Here is a 24,458-nt window from a genome sequence, read left to right as displayed (position 1 = left end):
GACCATCGTGGAGATCGACCTGCTGCTGCGCGACGCCGACGTCCTGACCCTCGACGACGCGCGCCCACGGGGCCGTGCCGTGGCCGTGCACCACGGCCACGTCCTGGCCGTGCTGGACGACGACGAGCTGCCGGCCGGGGTCCGCGCCCGCCGCGTCGTCGACGCCGGCGGGGCCACCGTGGTGCCCGGGTTCGACGACGCCCACCAGCACACCGCCTGGTTCGGGCAGTCGCTCGCCGAGATCCCGCTGGGCGGGCTGCGCGACCTCGACGCCGTGTACGACGCCGTCGCGGCGCGGGCCGCCGAGCTGGCGGCCGACGCGTTCGTCGTCGGCAGCGGCTACGACGACGTCGCGCTGGGCGGCTCCCCGGACCGGCGGGCGCTCGACCGCGCCGGCGGCGGGCGCCCGGTGTGGCTCAAGCACCGGTCCGCGCACGTCTGCGCGGTGTCCAGCGAGGTGCTGCGGCGGGCCGGGGTGCTGGACGGGGAGGCGGTCGTCCCCGCGGGGGGCGTCGTGGTGCGCGACGAGGCCGGCGACCCGACCGGCGTCCTCCTCGAGGCCGCCCAGGCCCTGGCGGGCGACCTGCTGCGGCCGTACTCCGTCGAGGACCTGGCCGACGCGATCGCCGCGGCCACCGCGGTGTTCGCCCGGCAGGGCATCACGCACGTCACCGAGGCCGGCATCGGCGGCGGCTGGATCGGGCGCTCCCCGCGCGAGCTCGCCGCCTACCAGCTCGCCCGCGAGCGCGGGGACCTCGCGGTGCGCGTCGACCTCATGCCCGAGACCTCCGTCCTGCACGACACCGCCGGCGGGCCGGGACGCGGCCTCGATCTGGGCCTGCGCCCGGGGCTCGGCGACCGGCACCTCCGCGTCGGCCCCATGAAGATCTTCTTCGACGGCGCCCTGAGCTCGCGGACCGCCGCGATGCGCGAGCCCTACGCCGACCGGGACCACGCCGGCTACCTCGGCGACGATCCCGACGCCCTGCGGCACGCCCTCGTCGGGGCCGTCGCCGGCGGGTGGTCGGTCGCCGCGCACGCCATCGGCGACCGCGCGGTCGACGCCGCGCTCGACGCGTTCGAGGAGACGGCCCGCCGGCCCTGGCCCGGTGTCCGCCCGCCGCGGCACCGCCTCGAGCACGCCGGGGTCGTCGACGACGCCGCGCTGGCGCGGATGGCCGCCCTGGGCGTCACCCCCGTCCCCCAGGCCCGGTTCCTGTTCGAGATCGGGGACTCGATGGCCGCCGCCGTCGGCGACGAGCGCGTCGACCGGCTCTACCGCCACGCGTCGTTCCTGCGGGCCGGGCTGCGCGTGCCCGCCAGCTCGGACCGGCCGTGCGTCGCCGACGGCCACCCCCTGCGCGGGATGCGGTCGATGGTGCAGCGGCGCACGGCGGCCGGGTGCACGCTCGGCGCCGACGAGGCCGTCGACGCCGCGACCGCCCTGCGCGCCTCCACCGTCGACGCCGCGTGGGTGGCCGGCGACGAGGACGCCCGCGGGCGCCTGGCCCCCGGCTTCGCCGCCGACCTCGTCGTCCTCGGCGACGACCCCACCCGCACCGATCCCGACCGCATCGGCGACATCGAGGTCGTCGCCACCCTCCGGGACGGGCGCGCCACCCACGGCGCGGACGTCCTGGGCCTGCCGCCCGACGGAGACACACAATGAGCACTGCACCGCAACCGAGCTCCATCCCCACCGAGGCCGACGCCCGCCGCGTGGCCGTCGGGGCGTTCGTCGGCACCGCGCTCGAGTGGTACGACTTCTTCCTCTACGGCACCGCCGCGTCGCTGGTGTTCAACCGCCTGTTCTTCACGACCGGCGACCCCGTCGTCGCGACCCTCGCCGCGTTCGCGTCGTTCGCGGTCGGGTTCGCCGCCCGCCCGCTCGGCGGGATCGTGTTCGGCCACCTCGGCGACCGCGTCGGCCGCCGCGCGTGCCTGCTGATCACGGTGGTGATGATCGGCGCGGTCACCGGGCTCATCGGCGTGCTGCCGGGCTTCGCCGACATCGGGGTCGCCGCGCCGGTGCTGCTCACCCTGCTGCGGCTGCTGCAGGGCGTCGCGGTCGGCGGCGAGTGGGGCGGGGCGATCACCCTCGCCGTCGAGCACGCCCCGCCGGGCAAGCGCGGGCGCTACGCCGCGATGCCCCAGATCGGGTCGCCGGTCGGCACGCTGCTGTCGTCCGGGGCGTTCCTGCTGGTCGCGCTGCTGCCGCCCGAGGACTTCGACACCTGGGGCTGGCGCCTGCCCTTCCTCGCGGCGTTCCCCCTGCTCGGCGTGGCCCTGTGGTTGCGCCGCCGGGTCGAGGAGTCGCCGCTGTTCGACCGCCTGCTCGCCGAGGACGCGCGCGCCTCGGCGCCCGTGCGCGACGTCGTGGCGCACGCGTGGCCGGCGCTGCTCGTCGGTGCGGGGTCGGCGTTCCTCGGGGTCGGCGGCTTCTACCTCGCCACCACGTTCGTCATCAGCTACGCCACCGGCGACCTCGACCTCCCGCGACCGCTGGCGCTGGGGGCCACGCTCGTCGCCGCCGTCGTGGAGATCGGCGTGCTCGTGCTGGGCGGCCGGCTCGCGGAACGGTTCGGGTCCGCGCGGGTGACGGTGGTCGGCGGCGTCGCGTCCGCCCTCGTCGCGCTGCCGATGTTCTGGTTGCTCGACACGCGCAACGCCGTCGCCGTGATCTTCGGGGTCACGCTCGGCGTGGCGGCGCTCTCGATCCCCTACGCCGTCTCGGGCGACCTCCTGGCCCGGCTCTTCCCGGCCCGCGTGCGCTACAGCGGCATCGCGCTCGCCGCCAACCTGGCCGGGATCGCGTCCGGGTTCGTGCCCCTGGCCGCGACCGCGGTCCTCGCCGCGGCCGGCGGGGCCTCCTGGGCGCCGGGCCTCCTGCTCGTCGGCATCGCCCTGGTCACCGTCGTCAGCGGGCTCGCGGCGCCGCGGCTCTACGTCCCGGACACCGAACTGACCACCGCAGGGGTCGCCGGACGCACGGGGTGAGCCGGCGTGGCGGCCTCACGGCGCGCCGGCGGCGATCACCGGCACCGGCGCCGGCACCTCGACGCGGTTGCGCCGGCCCGCGAAGCGCGGGAACCCCGGCACGCGGGCGAGCGTGCGCAGGGCGGTCGGCGGCCCGGCGTCGCCCGCGTCGATCCGCTGCGCCGCGAGGCGCTCGGTGCGCACCTGGGCCTGCTGCTCGCGCTCGACGCCCGGCCGGCGCGCCGTCTCGAGGCCCGCGGCGGCGTCGTCGAGCTGCGCCGGGTCGGGCGGCGTGCGCCGCAGGGGGCCGACGAGCCGGTTCGCGAGGTCGGCGGCGTCGGCGAGCGCGAGGTTGATCCCGTTGCCGCCCACCGGCGACACGACGTGCGCCGCGTCGCCGAGCAGCACGAGGCCGGGGCGCGACCAGCGCTCCACGGTGGTGATGCGCACGGGCAGCAGCGTCAGGTCGGCGACGTCGCGCAGGTCGTCGAGCCGCCCCGCGAGCCACGGCAGCGCCCCGACCGCGGCGTCGCGCAGCGCGTCGATGCCGCGCGCCTTCACCTCGGCCAGCGTCCCGGCCCGGATCGTCCACCCGAGCTGCCAGTCGCCGCGCTGGTCGAGCAGCGCGACGCTGCCGGTCGGGGTGCCGAAGAGGTCGAGCCCGGAGTACGACGGGTCCTCGGCGCGGCGCGGGAAGGCCTGCCAGAGGATGTCGAGGCTCGCCCCGAGCTCGGTGGCCGCGAGCCCGGACGCGGCGCGGACCTTGGAGTTCCGCCCGTCGGCGCCCACGACGAGCGCGGCCTCGAGCCGGTGCTTCTCGGCGTCGACGGTGTACTCGACGCCGCTCACCCGGCCCGCGGCGTCCGTCAGCAGCGACGAGAACCGCGACCCCATCAGCACGCGGGCGCCGTGCGCGCGGGCCCGGTCGGCGAGCCACGGCAGGAACGCCGCCTGCGGGATCAGGGCGTAGAAGGGGAACCGGCGGCTCGCGCCGCGGTAGTCGACGAGGGTCCAGGTGCGCTCGGCGGTGTGCCAGCGGAAGGCGTCCGAGCGCGTGTGGGGCACCTCGTCGAGCAGCGGGCGGGCGAGCCCGAGGGTGTCGAGGTACTCGAGGACACCCGGCGCGAGCGTGTCGCCCCGGAAGCGGCGGGCGAAGTCGTGCCGCGACTCCAGCAGCGTCACCGACGCGCCGCCCCGCGCGAGCAGATAGGTCAGGAGCACCCCTCCGGGCCCGCCGCCGACGACCACCACGTCACTCATTCCGCCATCGTACCTCTTGATGATAGAGATATCTCGGTGGTGGCGCGGCTCCCACGGCGCCGGCGAGGTCTTGACCGTGCCGCGACGGCACGGTGCGCAATGGCGGTCCCGCCGGGTCACGTCAGGGAGGACGCCATGCACAGCATCGACGCGGAGATGGCCGCGATCATCGATCGGCTCCGGCGCCTGCGCGCCGAGGTGCAGGCGGCGCTCCGCAGCGTCGAGGATCGCGGGGGATCCGCTGACGCCGAACGCCGGCGTCGCCGGACAGACACGGGCACCTAGAGCTTGCGCAGTCGCAGGAGGGCGTCGGCGAGGATCTCGTCGCGCTTGCAGCACGCGAAGCGGACCTGGGTCTCCACGCCCTGCGGGGAGGCGTGGAAGACCTGGTTCGGCACCGCCGCGACGCCGACGCGCTCGGGCAGCGAGCGGCAGAACTCCAGGGAGTCGGTGACGCCGAGCGGCGCCACGTCCGCGGTGACGAAGTAGGTCGCCTTGGAGTGGAACACGTCGAGGCCCAGCTCGCGCAGGCCGTCGGTGAGCAGGTCGCGCTTGCGGGCGAGGTCGTCGCCCAGGTGCGCGAGGCGCTCGTCGGGCAGCTCGAGGCCGGTGGCGATGCCGTGCTGCAGCGGGGTGCCGGCGGCGAACGAGAACCACTGCTTGACGCCGAGCACCTTCTCCACCAACGGAGCGGGCCCGGTCGCCCACCCGATCTTCCAGCCGGTGACCGAGAACGTCTTGCCGCCCGAGCCCACCGTGATCGTGCGCTCGAACATCCCGGGCAGCGTCGCGATGGGGACGTGCACGTTGTCGTCGAACACCAGGTGCTCGTAGACCTCGTCGGACAGCACGACGAGGTCGTGCACGATCGCGACGTCGGCGATCGCCTGCAGCTCGGTGCGCGAGAGCACCGCGCCGGTCGGGTTGTGCGGCGTGTTCAGGACGATCATCGTCGTCCGCTCGGTCACCGCCGCCCGTAGCGCCGCGGCGTCCAGCGCGTAGTCGGGCGCGTGGATGCGCACCGGCACCAGCGTCGCGCCGAGCAGCGCCGCGGTCGCGCCGTAGAGGTCGTAGTACGGCTCGAGCGCGATCACCTCGTCGCCCGGGCGCAGCAGCCCGGTCATCGCCGACGAGAGCGCCTCCGACGCGCCCGAGCACACCACGACCCCGCCGTCGGCGGCCACGTCCAGGCCGTACCAGCGGCGCTGGTGGTCGGCGATCGCCGCGCGCAGCGACGCGATGCCGACCGCGGGCGGGTACTGGTTCCAGCCCTTGTGCATCGCGGCGACCGCGGCGTCCACGACCTCGCGGGGGCCCGGCGTGTCGGGGAACCCCTGGCCGAGGTTGATCGCGTCGTGCTCCAGCGCGAGCCGCGACATCTCGCTGAAGATCGTCTCGGCCACTACGCCCTCCTCGCTGTGTCGAGCTCCGCTCCGCTGCGTCTCCTCGATGGGTCGAGCTCTGCTCCGCCGCGTCTCGCGCCTACTCCCACTCGATCGTCCCCGGCGGCTTGCTCGTCACGTCCAGGACGACGCGGTTGATCTCGGCGCACTCGTTGGTGATGCGGGTGGAGATGCGTTCGAGCACGTCGTAGGGCAGGCGCGTCCAGTCCGCGGTCATCGCATCCTCGCTGGAGACCGGCCGCAGCACCACCGGGTGCCCGTAGGTGCGGCCGTCGCCCTGCACGCCGACCGAGCGGACGTCGGCGAGCAGGACCACCGGGCACTGCCAGATCACCTCGTCGAGCCCGGCCGACGTCAGCTCCTCGCGCGCGATCGCGTCGGCGCGCCGCAGGGTCGCCAGCCGCCCGGCGTCGACCGACCCGATGATCCGGATCGCGAGCCCCGGCCCGGGGAACGGCTGGCGGCGCACGATCGTCTCCGGTAGCCCGAGCTCGGCCCCGACGCGGCGCACCTCGTCCTTGAACAGCGCGCGCAGCGGCTCGACCAGCGAGAACTGCAGGTCGTCGGGGAGCCCGCCGACGTTGTGGTGCGACTTGATCGTCGCCGCGCCGGACCCGCCGCCGGACTCGACGACGTCGGGGTAGAGCGTGCCCTGCACGAGGAAGTCCGCGCCCTCGCCCTTGGCGATCTCGCTCGCGGCACCCTCGAACGCGCGGATGAACTCGCGTCCGATGATCTTGCGTTTCTCCTCCGGGTCGACGACGCCGTCGAGCTCGCGCAGGAAGGTCTCCGCGGCGTCGACGGTGACGAGGTCGACCCCGGTGGCGGCCACGAAGTCGCGCTCGACCTGGCCCCGCTCGCCCTCGCGCAGCAGGCCGTGGTCGACGAAGACGCAGGTCAGACGCTCGCCGATCGCGCGCTGGACGAGCGCGGCGGCCACGGCCGAGTCGACGCCGCCCGAGAGCCCGCAGATCGCGCGGCCCTCGGGGCCGACCTGCCGGCGCACGGCCTCGACGGTCTCCTCGACGATGTTGGCGACGTTCCAGTCGGCGGGGACGCCGGCGACGTCGCGCAGGAAGCGGCGCAGCACCTCCTGGCCGTGCGGCGAGTGCCCGACCTCCGGGTGGTACTGCACGCCCGCGAACCGCCGCGCGACGTCCTCGAACGCGGCCACCGGCGCCCCCGGCGAGGACGCGGTGACCGTGAAGCCCTCGGGGGCCTTGGTGACGCCGTCGCCGTGGCTCATCCACACCGGGTGCGCGTCGGGCAGGTCGCCGTGCAGCCGTCCGGCGTCGCCCGCGACCGAGAGCGCGGTGCGGCCGTACTCGCGGTCGCCGGTGTGCGCGACCGTGCCGCCCAGCGCGCCGGCCATGAGCTGGAAGCCGTAGCAGATGCCGAACACCGGCACGCCGGCGTCGAACAGCGCGGCGTCGATGCCCGGGGCGCCCTCGGCGTAGACGCTCGCCGGCCCGCCCGAGAGCACGATGGCCGCGGGGTCCCTGGCGAGCATCTCGTCGACCGGCGTCGTGTGCGGCACGACCTCGGAGTACACCTGCGCCTCGCGCACCCGGCGGGCGATGAGCTGCGCGTACTGGGCGCCGTAGTCGACGACGAGGACGGGGCGGTCACCACTGGCGGTCACGCCCCCATCGTGCCCGACGGCGGCTCGCGAGCTGACGCTTGCCAGATAGTGTCGATGACACTAGTGTCCATCACACCATGACTCAGCGCTCCGGACTCGCCCTCGCCGTCCTCGCCCTCGCCGCGGAGGAGCCCATGCACCCGTACCGGATGCAGCAGCTCCTGCGGGAACGCGGCAAGGACCAGGTCGTCAACGTCGGGCAGCGCTCGCAGCTCTACAAGACGATCGACCGGCTCGTGCGCGACGGCCTGCTCGCGGCGCAGGGCACCGAGCGGGAGGCGACCCGACCGGAGCGCACCGTGTACGCGGCCACCGACGCGGGCCGGGAGCTGGCGGTCACCTGGACCCTCGACATGCTCACGGCGCCGCGCCAGGAGTTCGGTGAGTTCGCCGCCGCGCTGTCGTACCTGCCGCTGCTCGATCCCGAGGTCGCCGCCGACGCGCTCGCCCTGCGCCTGTCCGCCCGGCGCGGCGAGCTCGAGCACCGGCGCCGCGAGCTCGACCACGTGGCCGGCGTGCTGCCCCGCGTCGTCCTGCTCGACGACGACTACGCGATCGCCCACCTCGAGGCCGACGTCACCTACCTCGCCGGCCTCCTCGACGACCTGCGCTCCGGCACCCTCACCTGGGACCGCGCCGAGCTCCTCGACATCGCACGCCGGATCGATGTCGAGCGGGAGGACACACCATGAAGGTCATCATCATCGGCGGCGGGACGGGCGGCATGTGCCTCGCGCACGGGCTGCGCCACGCGGGGATCGACGTCGCCGTCCACGAGCGCGACCGCACGCGCAGCAGCGGGCTGCACGGCTACCGGGTGGGCATCTCGCCGAACGGGGCGCGCGCGCTGAAGGCCTGCCTGAGCCCCGAGCTGTTCGCGACGTTCGTGGCCACGACCGCGGCGCCCTACGAGATGCTCGCCATGCTCACCGAGCGGTACCGGACGCTGCTCCGCCTGGACTTCGCCGACTTCCCGCACACCGGCGACGGCCCCGGGGCTCGTGCTCCTGAAGACGGCGAGCACAACGTCAGCCGCATGACCCTGCGCCAGGTGCTGTTCACGGGCATGGAGGACGTCGTCACGTTCGACCGCCGGTTCACGCACTACGAGCAGCACCCCGACGGGCGGGTCACCGCACACTTCGCCGACGGCGGCTCCGACACCGGCGACCTGCTCGTCGGCGCCGACGGGGCGAGCTCGCCGGTGCGCCGGCAGTACCTGCCGCACGCGACGCACACCGAGACCGGGCTGGTCGCGATCGGCGGCAAGACGCTGCTCACCGAGCGCACGCTCGCACTGCTGCCCGAACCCGTGCGGCACGGCTTCGGCATGTACTTCGACCGGCGCGGCCAGTTCGGGATCACGCACGTGATGCGCATGCCGTGGGGCGGTGTCGACGGTCCGGGCTCGAACGACGACGAGCTGCTCGCCCGCTGGCCCGGCCTGCGCTTCGACAACACCACCGACTACGTGTCCTGGGCGATCACGACGTCCCGGACGCTCGCGCCCGCCGACCTGCTCGACCGCACCGACAGCGCGCTCGTCACGCTCGCCGGCGAGCTGAGCGAGGGCTGGGACCCCCGCTGGCTCGACCTGATCGCGACGTCGGACCCCGGCGCCGCGGTGGCCCTGGCCATCCGCACCGCCGACCCCGTGCCGGCGTGGACCCCGACCACGGTGACGCTGCTCGGCGACGCCGCCCACACCATGACCCCGGGTCGCGGCGCCGGGGCCAACACCGCCCTGCGCGACGCCCGCGAGCTGCGCGACCGCCTCGTCCGGGTGCGCGACGGCGAGATGACGCTGCTCGAGGCGGTCGGCGAGTACGAGGACCTCATGCGCCGCTACTCGTCGCTCGCGGTCCGCGAGTCGCTGGAGTTCATGAACGACAACGGCACCGCGCGCCGGCCGGTGATCGGCCCGCTGTCGGTGTTCGCGCAGCGCACCGGGATGCGGCTGGTCGACCGCATCCCGCCGGCCAAGCGCCGCATGGCCCGCGGATTCCAGAAGGTGCGCGACTCCGAGCTGGTGTGACGGCCACGTGAGCACGTCCCGGGGCTGTCGGCCAGGAGCTCACGGACGGACCGGCAGCGCCAGGGGGCCGGCGTCGACCTCGCCGCGGTGCCACGGGATCTCCGCGACCGGGACGGCCAGGCGCAGGTGCGGGGCCCGGCGCGACAGCGCGGTGAGCGCGGCGGTGAGCTCGACGCGGGCCAGCGCGGCCCCGAGGCAGTGGTGCGGCCCGCGCCCGAAGCCGAGGTGCGGACCGGAGCGCGCCGGGTCGTGGTTCGCGGCCTCGAGGCGCAGCAGCACCTTCTCGCCGGCCGCGACCGCCACCCCGCCCAGCTCGAGGTCGACCTGCGCCCACCGCGGGAACACCTCGACGCCCATCCGCCGCACGAGCTCGTCGACGAGCCCCGGCACGTCCGGGCGGTCCGCCAGGTCCGCGAGCCCGTCCTCGCCCAGGAGGTGCACCACCGCCACCGCCAGCCCGCCCCGCACCGTGATCACCCCCGCCGCGAGCAGGGCGGTGACCAGCGCGATCAGCTCGCCGTCGCCGAGGCGCCCGTCGTCGGCGTCGGAGATCGCGGCGAGCGCGGAGAGCAGGTCGTCACCCGGGCGCTCGCGGGCGGCCGCGACGAGCCCGGCGGTGAACGCCGTGAGCGCGCCCCACGCCCGCTCGGCCTCGGCGAGCAGGCGGGGTCGCCGGCCGCGGCCATCGGGTCGGCGCGCAGGGCGTCGTCGACCAGCGCGCGGAAGTGCGGGTGGTCCTCGAGCGCGACCCCGAGCAGCAGCCCGAGCGACCCGACGGCGAGCGGGGCGCCGACGAGGTCGACGAGGTCCGCGGGCCCGTCCTGCGCCGCCGCGACCAGGGCCGCCACGTGCTCGTCGGCGAGGGCCTCGATCCGGGGCGCGAGCGCGGCGACCCGCCGCGGGGTGAACGCGCGCGCCACCAGGCGGCGCAGCCGGGTGTGCGCGGGCCCGTCCCGGAACAGCGACGCGCGCTCGTCCACGGGGACCCCGGGCGGGGTGAGCCCGAGGCGTGGGTCGGTGAGCCCGGCCGCGACGAGGTCGTACGACGTCACGAGCCACGCCGGCGTCCCGTCGGCGCCGACGACGCGGGCCACCGGCTCGTGCTCCTGCAGCCACCGGTACGCGGCCGGCGGGGTCGTCGGGTCGGGCCGCTCGAGCGGGAGCGTCGTGTCCACGGAGGCCTCCTTTTGCGTTGCAGTCGCAACGTATCGGAGGTGGCGTTGCAGATGCAATGTGACAAGGTGTCCCCGTGCCGAAGCAGGTCGACCACCACGAGCGCCGGACGCTGCTCGCCGACGCGCTGCTGCGCGTGGCCGCGAACCGCGGACTGATGGACGTGAGCCTGCGCCACGTCGCGGCGGAGGCCGGCGTGACCGCGGGGATGGTGCAGCACTACTTCCGCACCAAGGACGAGATGATGATCTTCGCGTTGGACGTCGTCGCGGCGCGCGTGCAGGCGCGCCTCGAGGACGACCCGGACGCCACCGGCGACGATCCGCGCCGCCTCGTCGGCGCCCTGCTGGTTCAGCTGCTCCCCCTCGACGCCGACCGCGAGCTCGAGGGCCGGGTCGCCGTCGCCTACCACGCCTACGCGGCGACCCGCCCCGACGTCGCGGCGCGCCTCCGCCAGGACACCGAGGGCATGCGCGCCGCGGTCGCCGGGCGCATCCGTGCCGCCGGGCACGCCGGCCCGCTCGATCCCGAGATCGCGGCGACGGGCCTGCTCGCGCTCGTCGAGGGCCTCGCCGTGCACGTGCTGGGCGGGCACCTCGCGCCCGACGCCGCGCGGGCGACCCTCGACGGGCACCTCGACGTGGCATTCGGGTCGGTCAGTACGCCGCCTCGAGCAGCGCGGTCAGGCTCTCGCGCGTGACCGGCGCCGGATTCGCGTAGGGCTGCGCGAGCACCCGCTCGACGACCTGCGCGAGCCCGTCGCGGGGCATCCCGAGCGCCGCGAGCGAGGTCGGCGCGCCGAGGCCGCGGGCGCGGTCGGCGAGCGCCGTCGTCACCGTCCCGGGGTCGGCCGCCACCCCGAGCGCCCGCCCGAGCGCCGCGACCGCGGCCGGCGCCGACGGCCCGTTGTGGGCGACGACGTGCGGGAGCACGACGGCGTGGGTCTCGGCGTGCGGCAGGTCGAACGAGCCGCCGAGCACGTGACAGAGCTTGTGGTGCAGCGACATCGTCGTCGCCCCGAGCACCGCGCCGCACAGCCACGCGCCCTGCAGCGCCCCGGACCGGGCCTCGATGTCGTCGGGGTGCTCGACGATCGTCGGCAGCGCCGCGAGCAGCGAGCGCGCGCCCTCCTCGGCCATCAGCGCGGTGATCGGGGTGCCGTCCGGCGCCCACAGCCCCTCGACGGCGTGCGCCACGGCGTTGAGCCCGCTGGTCACCGACAGCCCGACGGGCAGCGAGCGCGTCAGCTCCGGGTCGTAGACCACGGTGCGCGGCAGCACCGCGCGGTCGCGGCCGGTGCGCTTCTCGCCGTCCTCGGTCAGCCCCCAGATCGGGGTCATCTCGGAGCCGGCGTAGGTCGTCGGCACGGCGACCACGGGCAGGCCGTGGCGCAGCGCGACGGCCTTGCCCAGCCCCACCGACGACCCGCCGCCGACCGCGACGCACCCGTCGGCGCCCAGCTCGCGGGCCCGGTCGGCCGCCGCGGCGGCGACCGCGGCCGGCACGTGCTGGCGCGCCTGCGGGAAGACGTCCGCCGCGCGCCCGCCCAGCCCGTCCGCCGTCGCCCGCAGCGTCGCCTCCTGCTCGGGCGTGCCGAGCACCAGCACCCGGCGCAGGCCGAGGCGCTCGACCTCCGCGCCGAGCTCGGCAAGACGCCCGGGGCCGAAGACCACGCGCATCGGCAGCGCGTCGTGGACGAAGGACAGGCTCACGGGCGTCACGGTACGGCCGGCGTCAGAGCCGCAGCAGCCGCTCGGCGTTGCCGTGCGCGATCTTCTCCCGGTCGGCCTCGCTGATCGGGGCGGTGCGCAGGAACTCGGTGGCGACGTCCATCTCCTCGAAGGGGTAGTCGGTGCCGAAGAGGATGTGGTCGGAGCCGAGTGCCAGCAACGAGCACAGCAGCGGCGCGGCGGAGCACACCCCGCTGGTCGTGATGTAGAGGTTGTGCCGCAGGTACTCCGACGGGCGCCCGCGGGCGAGCTCGATGCCGTGGTGGGCGTGGAAGTCCCAGCGCGAGTCGAGGCGCCACAGGGTGAACGGCAGCGCCTCGCCCATGTGCCCGAGCAGCAGCTTGGCCTCGGGGAAGTCGTCGAACACCCCGCTGAAGACCAGGCGCAGGGCGTGCGACGCGGTGTCGGTGCCCCAGCTCCAGATCGGCCCGATGAGCTCGGGGTGCCCCGAGAGCACGTGCGCGGCGTCGACACCGGTGGCCGGGTGCAGGTAGAGCGGAACGTCCAGGCCCTGCGCGTACTCCCAGACGACCCGCAGCTCGGGGTCGTCGAGGTAGCGGCCGTGGGTGTGGGCGTTGACCAGCGCGCCCCGCAGGCCCAGCTGGGTCACCGAGCGCTCGAGCTCCTTCGCCGCGGCCTGCGGGTCCTGCAGCGGCAGGGCGGCGAAGCCGGCGAAGCGGGTGGGGTGCGCCTCGACGGTCGCGGCGAGCAGGTCGTTGACGGATGTGGCGCGGGAGACGGCGAGTGCGGCGTCGGGCTCGGCCTGCAGTCCCGGCGAGTTCAGCGAGAGCACCTGGACGTCGAGCCCGGCGGCGTCCATGCGCTCGAGGCGCGCGCCGGTGAGGTCGTGGAGCCGGCGCGACATCTCCTCCCAGACGTGCGGCTCCGCGATCGTCGCCGTCCCGGCGCCGTAGGGCGCGAGCTCCGGGGTCACGAAGTGCTCTTCCAGGCCGATCGTGCGCATCCTGCCCTCGATCCGTTTCACCATCGTGCATTGACTTGCGTAATAATGAATCCTACGGTTCGGCGGTGTCAAACCTCACAGGAGGAGAGCGCATGACCCAGGACGGAGACGCAGCGCAGCGGAGCTCGACCATCGGGGCCGACGACAGCGCCGACGTCGTCGACGTGGCCGTCGTGGGCTACGGGCCGGTCGGGATGGTCACGGCCGCCCTGCTCGGCGCCGCCGGGCACCGCGTCGTCGTGCTGGAGCGCTACGACGGGCTCTACAACCTGCCGCGCGCGGCGATCTTCGACGACGAGACGATGCGGACGTTCGCGCGCGTCGGGATCGCCGAGGCGCTGCTGCCCGCGCTCCACGTGCAGCGCAACTACGAGTGGCGCAATGCGGCGGGCGAGCTGCTCATCGAGCACCACTTCGCCGCGCGCGGCCGCAGCGGCTGGGCGGAGTGGTACATGATGTACCAGCCCGATCTCGAGGCGGCGCTCGACGAGCGCGTGCGGGCCACCGGGGTCGAGGTCCGGCTCGGGACGCCGGTCACGGGCCTGACCGACGGCGTCGACGGCGGGGGCGACCACGTCGAGCTGCTCACCGGCGGCCGCCGTCCCGACCGCGTGCGCGCCCGCTGGGTGATCGCCTGCGACGGCGGCAACAGCTTCGTGCGCGAGGCGCTCGGGCGCACCATGGACGACTACGGGTTCTCCGAGCCGTGGATGGTCTGCGACTTCCGGTTCCGCGACCCGTCGGCCCCGCCGGCGGTGCCGACGGCGCGCCAGGTCGGCGACCCGGCCGGGCCCACCTCGATCATCTCGCTCGGGCCGGCGCACCACCGGTTCAGCTACATGCTCGACTCGGTCGAGGACTTCGGAGCAGAGCGCGACCCGGCGAAGGTCTGGGCCCGCACGCGGCGCTGGCTCTCCCCCGACGACGCCGAGCTCATCCGCGTCGCCACCTACACGTTCCGCTCCCTGGTCACCGACCGCTGGCGGGTCGGGCACGTGCTGCTCGCCGGCGACGCCGCGCACCAAATGCCGCCGTTCCTGGGCCAGGGCATGTGCTCGGGTATCCGCGACGCGCAGAACATCGCCTTCAAGCTCGACGCCGTCCTGCGCGGGCGCCTCGGCGACGAGGTGCTCGACACCTACCAGCAGGAGCGCGAGCCGCACGTGCGCGCGGTGATCGAGAAGGGTATCGAGCTGGGCCGCCAGCAGACGGTCCGCGACCCGGCGCGGGCCGCCGAGCGCGACCGCGTGCTGCTCGCTCGCCGGGCGGCGCACCAGCACCCGGAAGAGATCCGGTTCCCGGGGCTGGTCGAGGGCCTGCTCGCGACGTCGTCGGGGCCCGGGCGCGGGGAGCTGGTCGCGCAGGGCGTGGTCGACGACGGGGCACGGCGCGACCGGCTCGACCAGGTCGTCGGGCACCCGGCGCACCTCCTGCTCGACGCCCGGCGCGTGACCCTCGCCGACGACCTGCTCGCCGTCCTCGCCGACGCCGGCGTCCGCGTCGTCGCGCTGCACGAGGCCGGCACCGCGTCGCCCGCTGCCCCCGACCCTGGCCACGTCGTCGACGCCGAGGGCACGCACCTCGCGTGGCTCGCCGCCCACGACGCCGTGGCCGCTGCGGTCCGGCCCGACTTCTACGTCTTCGGCACCGCGACCGACCCGGGTGCCGCCGACACCCTCGCCCGCGAGCTGGCCGCCGCCCTCGGCGCGCCCGCGCCCGCCCTCCTCCGCTGACCCTCCCGCCGACGCCGCTGCCAGGAGCCACCGTGACCGCACCGCCCACCCGCGCCACCGAGCGCCTCGTCCTGGTCCTCTCCGCGGGCTTCGCCGCCCTCGAGGGCTACGACCTCGCCTGCTACGGCGTGACCGTCCCCTCCCTGCTCGCCGACCCCGCCGTCGGCGCGGACAAGGGCTCCGCCGGCACCGTGGGCTCGCTCGTGGCCATCGGGATGCTGGTCGGTGCCGCGATCTGCGCCGCGACGATCCGGCGCGCCGGCAGCCGGCGGCTGCTCATCGGCGGCGCGGCCCTGTTCTCGCTCGGCATGCTCGTGTGCGCGGTCGCCCCGGGCTTCGCGCTGTTCGGCGCCGCCCGCTTCGCCGTCGGCGTCGGGCTCGGCATCGTGCTCCCGACGGTGACCGCCTACGTCGCCGACCTCTCGGCGCCGGAGCGCCGGGCCCGCAACGTCGGGATCATGATGTCCGGCTACGCCGGGGGCGCGCTGCTCGCGCCGCTGCTGGGCGCCGCGCTGCTGACCGGCGGGAGCTGGCGCTGGATCTACGTCATCGGCGCGGCCCCGGCGCTCGTCCTGCTCCCGCTCGCGATCCGGCTGCTGCCCGAGAGCCCGGTGCACGAGGAGTCGGGCGGCCGGTCCCGCGGCGACCTGCTGGGCCTGCGCCCCCTGCTCGCCCCCGGCGTGCGCGGCGCGACCCTCCTGTTCTGGGCGATGTCGTTCTGCGGCCTGCTGCTCGTGTTCGGCATCAGCACCTGGCTCCCGACGATCATGCAGACCGCGGGCTACTCGCTCGGCTCGTCGCTGCTGCAGACCGCGGCCATGTGGGTCGGTGCGGGCGTGGGCATGGTGCTCGGCGGCAAGATCGCCGACCGGGTCGGTGTCAAGCCCGTCGTCGCCGTCGCGTCCTGGCCGGCGCCGCGAGCCTGCTGGTGATGAGCGCCCGCCCGGCGCTCGGCCTGCTCTTCCTGCTCATGTTCGTCAGCGGCCTCGGGCTCATCGGCTCGCAGGTGCTGACCAACGCCTTCATCGTCGGCCACCACCCGGCGGAGCTGCGCGGGCGCGCGATCGGCTGGGCGCTGTCCGTCGGCCGCCTCGGCGCGATCGCCGGGCCGCTCCTCGGCGCCGCGATCCTGTCGTCCGGGCTCGGCGTGGAGTGGAACTTCTACCTGTTCGCCGTCCCCGGCGTCCTCGGTGCGCTGCTCGCCGCCGCCGTGCCCGCGATCCGCTCGCGCAGCGCCGACCCCAGCGCCGACCCCACCGCCGACCCCACCGCCGACCCGGACACCCCGCGGGTCAGCGCATGAGCGCCGGGGGCCACGTCGCGATGACTAGGGTCGACGGCGTGGCCCCCGCCGGCACGGACGACGACACCGACACCCCCGGCCCGCCGGGCAGCACCCGCCAGGGCATCCAGTCGGTCGAGATCGCCATGACCGTCCTCGACGCGCTCGAGCGGGGCGGCGGGCCGATGAGCCTGACCCAGATCGCGAACGCCAGCGGCATGGGCGCGAGCAAGGCCCACCGCTACCTCGTCAGCCTCGGGCGGGCGGGGATGGTGGCCCAGTCGCCCAGCTCCGGGCTCTACGACATGGGCCCGGCCCTGCGCCGCCTCGGCGCCGAGTCGCTGCGGCGCATGGACGAGGTCGGCCTGGTCGGGCAGTTCATCCCCGGGCTGCGCGACCGGACCGGTCACGCGGTCAACCTCGCGGTGTGGGGCGACCACGGCCCGGTGATCGTGCGCTGGGACTACGGGGCCTACGCGCTGCCGATCACCGTGCGGGTCGGGGCGACGATGCCGCTGCTGACCTCGTCGGTGGGACAGGTGTACCTCGCGCACCTCCCGCGCGCGCTGACCGACCCGGTCCTGCGCGCGCAGGGCGCGGAGCCGACCGTCGCGGAGATCGACCGGATCACCGAGGAGGTCCGCCGGCGGGGCTGCGCGCTGACCTCCGGCGGGGTCATCCCCGGCATCGCGTCGGTCGCGGCGCCGGTGTTCACCACGGGTGACTCGCTGCCGCTGGTCGTCGCGCTGGCCCTGCCCGAGCGGGCCGCGGCGCCGGGGGTCCTCGAGGACGTCACGACGGCGCTGCTGGAGGCGACGGCGGCGATGTCCGCCGAGCTCGGGGTCGCGTAATCCGGAGGTGCGCCGCCCCGTCCGTGGCTACCGTCACCTCCGATCCGCACGGCACCCGAGCCGCGGAGGGGGGACGACGGAGCCATGGAGAAGATCAACGAGCGGCTGCTCAACTGGGCGTCGATCCTCGACCAGAGCACCCGCGAGCAGGCCGAGCGGACCGCGGCGATGCCGTTCATCCACCCGCACGTCGCGCTGATGCCCGACGCGCACCTCGGCCGGGGCGCAACCGTCGGCTCGGTGATCCCGACGCTGCGGGCGATCATGCCGGCGGCGGTGGGCGTGGACATCGGCTGCGGGATGGCGGCGGTGCGCACGCAGTTCGACGTCGCGGAGCTCCTGCGGCACGGAGCGAAGCGGAGCCCCCGCGCCGGAGGCGGACGGCTGCCGCCGGGGTCGCTCGCCCCGCTGCGGGAGGCGATCGAGCGGGCGATCCCGCTGGGCGCCGGGCACCACAACCGCAAGGTCGTGGCGACGTCCGTGCCGCGGGTCGAGGAGCTGACCACCCTCGCCGAGGAGGCCGGGTTCGACCCGTCGCGGGACAAGAAGGGATGGGAGGCGCAGCTCGGCACGCTGGGCGGCGGCAACCACTTCATCGAGGTCTCCGTCGACGAGGCCGACCGGGTGTGGCTGTTCCTGCACTCCGGCTCCCGGGGCGTCGGCAACAAGATCGCCCAGCGGCACACGGCCGTGGCCCGGGAGGCGTGCGCGGGCGTCGACCTGCCCGACCAGGACCTCGCCTACCTCACCGAGGACACCGACGAGTTCTGGACCTACATCCGCGAGCTGCGGTGGGCGCAGCACTACGCGCTGCTCAACCGCGAGGAGATGATGGACCGGGTCGTGCGGCAGACCGCCGAGTTCGTCGGCACCGAGGTCGTGGAGGAGGAGCGGATCTCCTGCCACCACAACTACACGGTGCCGGAGACCCACGCGGGCGAGGACGTCTGGGTCTCGCGCAAGGGCGCCATCGACGCCACCGCGGGCCGCGCGGGACTCGTCCCGGGGTCGATGGGCACGGCGTCGTACGTCGTGACCGGCAAGGGCGAGGCGGACTCGCTGCGCAGCTCGCCCCACGGGGCGGGCCGGGCGTACTCGCGGACGAAGGCCCGCGCGACCTTCACCCACGAGCAGCTGCGGGAGGCCATGGCGGGCATCGAGTTCCGGGACACCGACGCGTTCATCGACGAGATCCCGGCCGCCTACAAGGACGTCGACGTGGTCATGGCCGACGCCGCCGACCTCGTCGAGGTCCGGCACACCCTGCGCCAGATCGTGAACGTGAAGGGCGCGTAGACGCTCAGCCCGCGTCCGCCGCCGCCCGCACGGCCGCCCGGGCGCCCTCGGCGTCCGGAGCGGCGAGGGCGGCGCTCGCGGCCCGGCGGCACGTGTCGAGGTCGAGCGCGGCGATCCGGGCGGCGACCGCGGGCAGCGCCGACGGCGAGGCCGACAGCGACGTCACGCCGAGCCCCACGAGCACGACGGTGAGGTCGGGGTCCGCGGCCGCCTCCCCGCAGACGCCGACCGGGGTGGCCGCCACCACCGCCTCGCGGCAGAGCTGGTCGAGCAGGCGCAGCAGGGCGGGCTGCCACGGGTCGTTGAGCCCGGCGAGCGCGCCCGACTGGCGGTCGGCGGCGAAGAGGTACTGGGTGAGGTCGTTGGTGCCGACCGAGACGAAGTCGACCTCGGCGAGCAGCTCGCGCGCCCCGAGCACCGCGGCCGGGACCTCGATCATCACGCCGACCTCGTCGACGCCGGCGGCACGGGCGCGGGCGACGAACCGCGCGGCCTCGCCGGCCGTGGCGATCATCGGCGCCATCACCTTGAGCCGGACCCCGGCGTCGGCGGCGCCCCCGACCAGGGCGGCGAGCTGGCGGTCGAGCACGCCGTCGTGATCGGCGGTCCCCTGGTCGAACACCCGTTGTCCGCGCACGCCGAGCGCCGGGTTGGGCTCGGGGGGCATGTGCAGGAACGGGACGGGCTTGTCGGCGCCTGCGTCGAGGGTGCGCGCGGTGATCGGGACACCCGCGGTGCCGGCGAGCGGGGCCATCGTCGCCGCGTACCCGGCGCGCTGGTCCGCCGCCGTGGGCTCGGTCGTCGCCGAGAGGAACGTCAGCTCGGTGCGCAGCAGGCCCACGCCCTCGGCGCCGACCTCGGCGGCGCGCTCGGCGTCCTTGGCCTCGGCGATGTTGGCGACGACGGCGACGCGGTGCCCGTCGGTGGTGGTGACCGGGCCGGTCACGGCGCGGGGCCCGGCCGCCGCGACGTCGGCGCCGACGGGGGTCCCGGCCGGGACGACCGCCACCGTCCCGGCGGTCCCGTCGACGCGCACGAGCGTGCCCTCGTCGAGCCCGGCGGCGCCGCGGCACGCGACGACCGCGGGCACGCCCAGCGAGCGGGCCAGGATCGCGGTGTGGCTGGTCGGGCCGCCCTCCTCGGTGACCAGGGCGAGGGCGGTGCCCGGCTCGAGGGTCGCGGTGTCGGCGGGGGCGAGGTCGCGGGCGACGAGCACGGACGGGCCGTCCAGCGGCGGCACGCCCGGGGCGGGGACGCCGAGCAGCTCGGCCACGAGCCGGTCGCGCACGTCGGCGACGTCGCCGGCCCGCTCGGCCATGTAGCCACCGGCCGCCTGCAGGGCGGCGACGAACCGGGCGGCGGCCTCGTGCACGGCGCGGGCGGGCGGGGTGCCGTGCTCGCGGACCAGGGCGGTCGCCGCGTCGAGCAGCGCCGGGTCCTCGGCCATCATCGACGTCGCGAACAGCACGTTCGCCACGTCCGGGGCGAGCCCGGGCCGACCGCCCAGCGCCATGAGGCGCGCGGCGACCTCGGCCGCGGCCGGCGCGATGCGCGCGGCCTCGGCCTCGCGGCGCTCGGCGGGCACCGCGGGGCCGGCGGCCGGCTCGCCGAGCGGCTCCGGGACGCGCACCACGGGGCCCACGGCGGCGCCCCGGCTCGCCGGGGTCCCGCGCAGGGGTCCGTCCCCTCCTCGCGTGCCGGCCTGCTGCTCGCGCGTCTCGGTCGTGCTCATCGTCGGCTCCCGTTCCCGTGTCCCCCGGCTGTGCCCGGTCGTGTCCGGATGTGTGGTTCTTCGTGGTGTCCCTGCGGCGGTCTCCGGGGTGCGGCGTCGCGCCCTCCCGGTGTCGCCGCCGGAAACGCTACGAGACGAACCCCTTGACAGTCCACAGGTAAAACCACAAACTTCCAACCAAGCCAACATGGAACGGAGGTGATCGGGCATGTACGCCGCCGAGCGTCACCAGCTCCTTGTCCGCCGGGCCCAGGAGCTCGGGCGCCTCGAGGTCACCGCGATCGCCGCGGAGCTCGGGGTGACCACCGAGACCATCCGCCGCGACCTCACCGCCCTCGAGCGCCAGGGCCTGCTGCACCGGGTGCACGGCGGCGCCATCGCCGCGGGTCGCCTCGAGGTCGAGCCGGGCGTCGCCGCGCGCGACGTCACGCACCAGGAGGAGAAGGACCGCATCGCCAAGGCCGCGGTCGCCGAGCTCGGGCAGGCGTCGACGATCCTGCTCGACGCGGGCACCACCACCGCCCGGATCGCCGCGCTGCTGCCCGACGACGTCGAGCTCACCGTCGTCACCAACGCGCTGCCGATCGCGTCCCTGCTGGCCGGCCGGCACCGCATCACGGTGCACATGATCGGCGGCCGCGTGCGCGGCACGACGCTCTCCGCGGTCGACCGCTGGGCCCTCCAGACGCTCGAGAGCGTCAACGTCGACGTCGCGGTGCTCGGCACCAACGGCTTCTCGGTCGACCGGGGCCTCACGACCCCGGACGTCGCGGAGGCCGCGGTCAAGGGCGCGATGGTGCGCACCGGGGCCCGCACGATCGTGGTCGCCGACGCCAGCAAGTACGGCGCCGACTCGTTCTCGCGCTTCGCGACCCTCGAGGCGATCGACACGCTGATCACCGACGGCCGCCTGGCCGCCGCCCACCCGGAGGCCCCCGAGGCGCTGCGGGCCGCGGGTCCCGAGCTGGTGATCGCGTGAGCGGGGCGGCGGGGGACATCGTCGTCACGGTCACCCCGAACCCCAGCCTCGACCGCACCGTCGAGATCCCCGCGCTGACCCGCGGCGCGGTCCTGCGCGCCACCGCTCACCGCGTCGACCCCGGCGGCAAGGGCGTCAACGTCTCGCGCGTCCTGGCCCGCTTCGGGCACCCGACCCTCGCGGTGATGCCGGGCGGCACCGGGGAGCTCGCCGAGCTGCTGCGGGCAGCCGGCATCCAGCCGGTGAGCACGCCGGCGCGCGGCGTCACGCGGGTCAACACCGCGCTCGTGGAACCCGACGGGACCACGACGAAGGTCAACGAGCCGGGCGTCGAGCTCGCCGCGACCGAGGTCGACGTCCTCGTCGACACCGTCGCCGTGCACGCCGCCCCGGCGGCCTGGGTCGTCAGCGCGGGCAGCGTGCCCCGCGGCGCCCCGGACGACCTGCACGCCCGCATCGTCTCCGCAGCCCGCCGCGGCGGGCCCGGCACCCGGGTCGCCGTGGACACCAGCGGGCCCGCGCTCGCCGCCGCGGTCGCCGCGTGCCCCGACCTGGTCAAGCCCAACGTCGCCGAGCTCGCCGAGCTCGTCGGCCACCCGCTGCCCCGCCTCGCCGACGTCCTCGCCGCCACCGACGAGATCCGCGCCGGGGGCGTCGGGACCGTCCTGGTCAGCATGGGCGCCGCGGGCGCCCTGGTCGCCACCGCGGAGGGCACCTGGCACTGCGCCGCCGAGCCCGTCACCGCGGTCCGCAGCACGGTCGGGGCCGGCGACTCGACCCTGGCCGGCTACCTGCTCGCCCGCACCTCCGGCGCGTCCCCGGCCGACGCCCTGGTGCACGCGGTGGCCTGCGGGGCCGCCGCCGTCGGACTGCCCGGCACCGCGGTGCCCGGCCCCGCCGACGTCGACATCACGTCCGTCAAACCGGCGTCCGCGCCGCCGGAGTCCCTCGACCTCACCGGAGAGGCATCATGACCACGAGCACCGCCCTCATCACCGCCGACCTCGTCGACCTCGACCTGCCCGCGGGCGACCGCGCCGCCGTCGTGCGCTCGCTCGCCGAGCGGCTCGTCGCCGCCGGCCGCGTCACCGACCTCGACCGGTTCCTGGCCGACATCGAGGCCCGCGAGGCCCAGATGCCGACCGGCCTCGAGGGCGGCATCGGCATCCCGCACTGCCGCTCCGAGGCGGTCACCGCACCCACCCTCGGCTTCGGCCGCAGCCGCGCCGGCGTCGACTTCGGCGCCGAGGACGGCCCCGCCGACCTCGTCTTCCTCATCGCCGCGCCCGCGGGCGGCGGCGACGCCCACATGACCGTGCTCGCGGCGCTGGCCCGCCGCCTGGTGCGGCAGTCGTTCAAGGACACCCTGCGGTCCGCCACCGACGCGGCCGAGGCCGCCGACTTCATCGCGAAGGAGGTGTCGGCGTGAAGATCGTCGCCGTCACCGCGTGCCCGACGGGCATCGCCCACACGTACATGGCCGCCGAGGCCCTCGAGGCCGCCGCGGAGGAGGCCGGGCACTCGATCGTCGTCGAGACCCAGGGTTCGGCCGGCTCGACGCCCCTGACCGGGACCCAGCTCGCCGAGGCCGACGCCGCGATCTTCGCCGCCGACGTCGAGGTGCGCGACAAGGAGCGCTTCGCCCACCTGCCGCTCGTGCAGGTCGGGGTCAAGAAGGCCATCTCCGGCGCGCCGGGGCTCATCAGCCAGGCCGAGGAGGCCGCCGCGAACGCGCCGGCGCCCGCGACCACGGGTGCCCCCGCCGGCACCGCGGCCACCCCCGCCGGCGCCAAGGCCCCGGCGGGTCCGGGCGCCGCGTCGAAGGTCCGCGCCTGGCTCATGACGGGCGTCAGCTTCGTCATCCCGTTCGTCGCCGCCGGCGGCCTGCTGATCGCCCTGGGCTTCGCCCTCGGCGGCTACCAGATCAACCTGCCCGAGGACGCGCCGCTCTACGAGTCGATCCTCGAGGGCGGCTTCGACGTCGGCTCGCTCACCGCCTGGGGCGCGCTCGCCTTCGGCATCGGGTCGGCGGCGTTCAACTTCCTCGTCCCGGTCCTCTCCGGCTACATCGCCTACGCGATGGCCGACCGGCCCGCGCTCGTGCCCGGCTTCGTCGGCGGCGCCATCGCGGTCACCACCGGCGCCGGCTTCCTCGGCGGGCTCGTCTCCGGTTTCGCCGCCGGCGGTCTGGTCATGTGGATCAAGACCTGGCGCGTGCCCCGGGCGCTGGCCGGGATCATGCCGGTGGTCGTCATCCCACTGCTGTCCACCGCGGTCGTCGGCCTGCTGATGTTCGTCGTCGTCGGGCGCCCCATCGCGGCGGCCACCGACGCCCTGACCTCCTGGCTCAACGGCCTCTCGGGCACCAACGCGATCCTGCTCGGCCTGCTGCTCGGGCTGATGATGTGCTTCGACATGGGCGGGCCGGTCAACAAGGCGGCCTACACCTTCGCCGTCGCCGGCCTCACCACGGCGTCGCCCACCGCGCTGACGATCATGGCGGCGGTCATGGCCGCCGGCATGGTGCCCCCGCTGGCGATGGCGCTGGCCACGGTCGTGCGCAGGTCGCTGTTCACCCAGGCCGAGCGCGAGAACGGCCGGGCCGCCTGGCTGCTCGGCGCCTCGTTCATCTCCGAGGGCGCGATCCCCTTCGCGGCGGCCGACCCGTTCCGCGTCATCCCCTCGATCATGGTCGGCGGCGCCGTGACCGGCGCCCTGTCCATGGCCTTCGGCGCGACCCTGCGCGCCCCGCACGGCGGTGTCTTCGTGGTGCCGCTGATGGGCAACCCGCTCGGCTTCCTCGTGGCGGTCGTCGCCGGGACGCTCGTCGCGTGCGCCCTGGTCCTGCTGCTGAAGACGGTCGCCCGCCGCCGTGACGACGGCACCCCCGTCGCCCTCGGGGAGGCGCCCGCCGAGGCCGCCCCGAGCACCCCGTCCGCGAGCACCCCGTCCGCGACCAGCCCGTCCGCGACCAGCCACGCCGGGGCCACCGCATGAGCGCCCCGCACGCCACCCCCTCGGCCCAGGAGACCGTCATGATCACGCGCCAGGTCGTCGTCGCCACCCCGATCGGGCTGCACGCCCGCCCCGCGATGGTCTTCTGCAAGGCCGCCGCCGCCCAGCCCGCCAAGGTCACCATCGGGACCGCCGAGGGCTCCACCGCCGACGCGCGCAGCATGCTCTCGGTGCTCGGGCTCGGCGTCCGCGGCGGCCAGGAGATCACCCTGAGCGCCGACACGGGCGACCAGGACGCCCGGGCCAGCGTCGACGCCCTCGCCGAGCTCCTCGCCACGGACCTCGACGCCTGACCCGCACCGCACCGCACCACCCGCACCACCGAGTTGAGCGAAGGGCCCCTTCGGTCGCACCAGTCGACCGAAGGGGCCCTTCGCGCGGTTCCGC

24 protein-coding genes are annotated in these 24,458 nt (G+C 75.6%); 16 read left to right on the top strand and 8 right to left on the bottom strand.

Annotation, left to right across the window (positions count from 1 at the left end):
• Positions 1-7 precede the first annotated feature (7 nt).
• Positions 8-1,669: an amidohydrolase gene (locus tag PHK61_RS09265; RefSeq protein WP_274280672.1), complete on the top strand. Its 1,662-nt coding sequence runs from the start codon at positions 8-10 to the stop codon at positions 1,667-1,669.
• The gene (locus PHK61_RS09260) at positions 1,666-2,997 is read left to right on the top strand and encodes an MFS transporter (protein WP_274280671.1); all 1,332 of its coding nucleotides are present in this window, start codon (positions 1,666-1,668) and stop codon (positions 2,995-2,997) included. Before PHK61_RS09265 ends, PHK61_RS09260 begins: the two co-directional genes overlap by 4 nt.
• A 15-nt stretch (positions 2,998-3,012) precedes the next feature.
• Here PHK61_RS09260 and PHK61_RS09255 read toward each other — a convergent pair whose 3' ends face one another.
• Positions 3,013-4,236, bottom strand: a complete 1,224-nt coding sequence (locus PHK61_RS09255) for an FAD-dependent monooxygenase (protein ID WP_274280670.1) — start codon at positions 4,234-4,236, stop codon at positions 3,013-3,015.
• A 135-nt stretch (positions 4,237-4,371) separates the two neighbouring features.
• Here PHK61_RS09255 and PHK61_RS09250 point away from each other — a divergent pair, with 135 nt between their 5' ends.
• Positions 4,372-4,521, top strand: a complete 150-nt coding sequence (locus PHK61_RS09250) for a hypothetical protein (RefSeq protein ID WP_274280669.1) — start codon at positions 4,372-4,374, stop codon at positions 4,519-4,521.
• Here PHK61_RS09250 and PHK61_RS09245 read toward each other — a convergent pair.
• A complete protein-coding gene (locus PHK61_RS09245) occupies positions 4,518-5,639 on the bottom strand; it encodes an aminotransferase class I/II-fold pyridoxal phosphate-dependent enzyme (RefSeq protein WP_337993944.1) in 1,122 nt (373 codons plus the stop codon). The genes PHK61_RS09250 and PHK61_RS09245 overlap by 4 nt on opposite strands.
• A 79-nt stretch (positions 5,640-5,718) precedes the next feature.
• Complete coding sequence (guaA, locus tag PHK61_RS09240; RefSeq protein ID WP_274280668.1) at positions 5,719-7,281, bottom strand: glutamine-hydrolyzing GMP synthase; 1,563 nt, start codon at positions 7,279-7,281, stop codon at positions 5,719-5,721.
• Between the two features lie 77 nt (positions 7,282-7,358).
• Here guaA and PHK61_RS09235 point away from each other — a divergent pair, with 77 nt between their 5' ends.
• Entirely contained in the window at positions 7,359-7,973 is a 615-nt protein-coding gene (locus tag PHK61_RS09235; RefSeq protein ID WP_274280667.1) for a PadR family transcriptional regulator, read from the top strand.
• Entirely contained in the window at positions 7,970-9,316 is a 1,347-nt protein-coding gene (locus PHK61_RS09230; protein ID WP_274280666.1) for an FAD-dependent oxidoreductase, read from the top strand. The genes PHK61_RS09235 and PHK61_RS09230 overlap by 4 nt, the downstream gene beginning before the upstream one ends.
• A gap of 39 nt (positions 9,317-9,355) precedes the next feature.
• On the opposite strand, the gene PHK61_RS09225 is transcribed toward PHK61_RS09230, so the two are convergent.
• Positions 9,356-9,784, bottom strand: coding sequence for a cytochrome P450 (locus PHK61_RS09225; protein WP_274280665.1), 429 nt, complete (start codon positions 9,782-9,784; stop codon positions 9,356-9,358).
• A gap of 41 nt (positions 9,785-9,825) precedes the next feature.
• Entirely contained in the window at positions 9,826-10,491 is a 666-nt protein-coding gene (locus PHK61_RS09220; protein ID WP_274280664.1) for a cytochrome P450 family protein, read from the bottom strand.
• Positions 10,492-10,565: 74 nt separating this feature from the next.
• Here PHK61_RS09220 and PHK61_RS09215 point away from each other — a divergent pair, with 74 nt between their 5' ends.
• Positions 10,566-11,189, top strand: a complete 624-nt coding sequence (locus PHK61_RS09215; RefSeq protein ID WP_274280663.1) for a TetR/AcrR family transcriptional regulator — start codon at positions 10,566-10,568, stop codon at positions 11,187-11,189.
• On the opposite strand, the gene PHK61_RS09210 is transcribed toward PHK61_RS09215, so the two are convergent.
• Together PHK61_RS09210 and PHK61_RS09205 are read right to left on the bottom strand one after the other, a co-directional pair.
• A complete protein-coding gene (locus PHK61_RS09210) occupies positions 11,146-12,201 on the bottom strand; it encodes a maleylacetate reductase (RefSeq protein WP_274280662.1) in 1,056 nt (351 codons plus the stop codon). The genes PHK61_RS09215 and PHK61_RS09210 overlap by 44 nt on opposite strands.
• Before the next feature lie 22 nt (positions 12,202-12,223).
• Positions 12,224-13,183 carry an amidohydrolase family protein gene (locus PHK61_RS09205; RefSeq protein ID WP_274280661.1) on the bottom strand — a complete coding sequence of 320 codons (960 nt, stop codon included), beginning with the start codon at positions 13,181-13,183 and terminating at the stop codon, positions 12,224-12,226.
• Between the two features lie 92 nt (positions 13,184-13,275).
• On the opposite strand from PHK61_RS09205, the gene PHK61_RS09200 reads away from it, so the two are divergent.
• From PHK61_RS09200 to PHK61_RS09180, 5 genes are all read left to right on the top strand, one after another.
• Entirely contained in the window at positions 13,276-14,916 is a 1,641-nt protein-coding gene (locus tag PHK61_RS09200) for a bifunctional 3-(3-hydroxy-phenyl)propionate/3-hydroxycinnamic acid hydroxylase (RefSeq protein WP_274280660.1), read from the top strand.
• Between the two features lie 32 nt (positions 14,917-14,948).
• Entirely contained in the window at positions 14,949-15,848 is a 900-nt protein-coding gene (locus PHK61_RS09195; RefSeq protein WP_274280659.1) for an MFS transporter, read from the top strand.
• Positions 15,848-16,219, top strand: a complete 372-nt coding sequence (locus PHK61_RS09190; RefSeq protein WP_274280658.1) for an MFS transporter — start codon at positions 15,848-15,850, stop codon at positions 16,217-16,219. Before PHK61_RS09195 ends, PHK61_RS09190 begins: the two co-directional genes overlap by 1 nt.
• The gene (locus PHK61_RS09185) at positions 16,216-17,049 is read left to right on the top strand and encodes an IclR family transcriptional regulator (RefSeq protein ID WP_274280657.1); all 834 of its coding nucleotides are present in this window, start codon (positions 16,216-16,218) and stop codon (positions 17,047-17,049) included. The genes PHK61_RS09190 and PHK61_RS09185 overlap by 4 nt, the downstream gene beginning before the upstream one ends.
• 84 nt (positions 17,050-17,133) lie before the next feature.
• Positions 17,134-18,345 carry an RtcB family protein gene (locus tag PHK61_RS09180; RefSeq protein WP_274280656.1) on the top strand — a complete coding sequence of 404 codons (1,212 nt, stop codon included), beginning with the start codon at positions 17,134-17,136 and terminating at the stop codon, positions 18,343-18,345.
• A 4-nt stretch (positions 18,346-18,349) separates the two neighbouring features.
• On the opposite strand, the gene PHK61_RS09175 is transcribed toward PHK61_RS09180, so the two are convergent.
• Complete coding sequence (locus tag PHK61_RS09175) at positions 18,350-20,077, bottom strand: phosphoenolpyruvate--protein phosphotransferase (RefSeq protein ID WP_274280655.1); 1,728 nt, start codon at positions 20,075-20,077, stop codon at positions 18,350-18,352.
• A 208-nt stretch (positions 20,078-20,285) separates the two neighbouring features.
• On the opposite strand from PHK61_RS09175, the gene PHK61_RS09170 reads away from it, so the two are divergent.
• From PHK61_RS09170 to PHK61_RS09150, 5 genes are read left to right on the top strand one after another with little or no spacing between them, the layout of a single operon-like run.
• Positions 20,286-21,056: a DeoR/GlpR family DNA-binding transcription regulator gene (locus PHK61_RS09170; RefSeq protein ID WP_274280654.1), complete on the top strand. Its 771-nt coding sequence runs from the start codon at positions 20,286-20,288 to the stop codon at positions 21,054-21,056.
• A gap of 17 nt (positions 21,057-21,073) precedes the next feature.
• Positions 21,074-22,030, top strand: a complete 957-nt coding sequence (gene pfkB, locus PHK61_RS09165; protein WP_274280710.1) for a 1-phosphofructokinase — start codon at positions 21,074-21,076, stop codon at positions 22,028-22,030.
• The gene (locus PHK61_RS09160) at positions 22,027-22,485 is read left to right on the top strand and encodes a PTS sugar transporter subunit IIA (RefSeq protein WP_274280653.1); all 459 of its coding nucleotides are present in this window, start codon (positions 22,027-22,029) and stop codon (positions 22,483-22,485) included. Before pfkB ends, PHK61_RS09160 begins: the two co-directional genes overlap by 4 nt.
• Positions 22,482-24,053 (top strand): PTS fructose transporter subunit IIC, encoded by a 1,572-nt coding sequence (locus tag PHK61_RS09155; protein WP_274280652.1) that lies wholly within the window; start codon positions 22,482-22,484, stop codon positions 24,051-24,053. Before PHK61_RS09160 ends, PHK61_RS09155 begins: the two co-directional genes overlap by 4 nt.
• Positions 24,050-24,364, top strand: coding sequence for an HPr family phosphocarrier protein (locus tag PHK61_RS09150; protein ID WP_274280651.1), 315 nt, complete (start codon positions 24,050-24,052; stop codon positions 24,362-24,364). Before PHK61_RS09155 ends, PHK61_RS09150 begins: the two co-directional genes overlap by 4 nt.
• The last annotated feature ends 94 nt before the right edge of the window (positions 24,365-24,458 follow it).

The organism is Actinomycetospora lutea, assembly GCF_028737205.1.
In the GTDB taxonomy this organism is placed as follows: Bacteria; Actinomycetota; Actinomycetes; order Mycobacteriales; family Pseudonocardiaceae; genus Actinomycetospora; species Actinomycetospora lutea.
The sequence above is the reverse complement of the archived record's forward strand: the minus strand, read 5'-3'. Positions and strand labels throughout refer to the sequence as shown.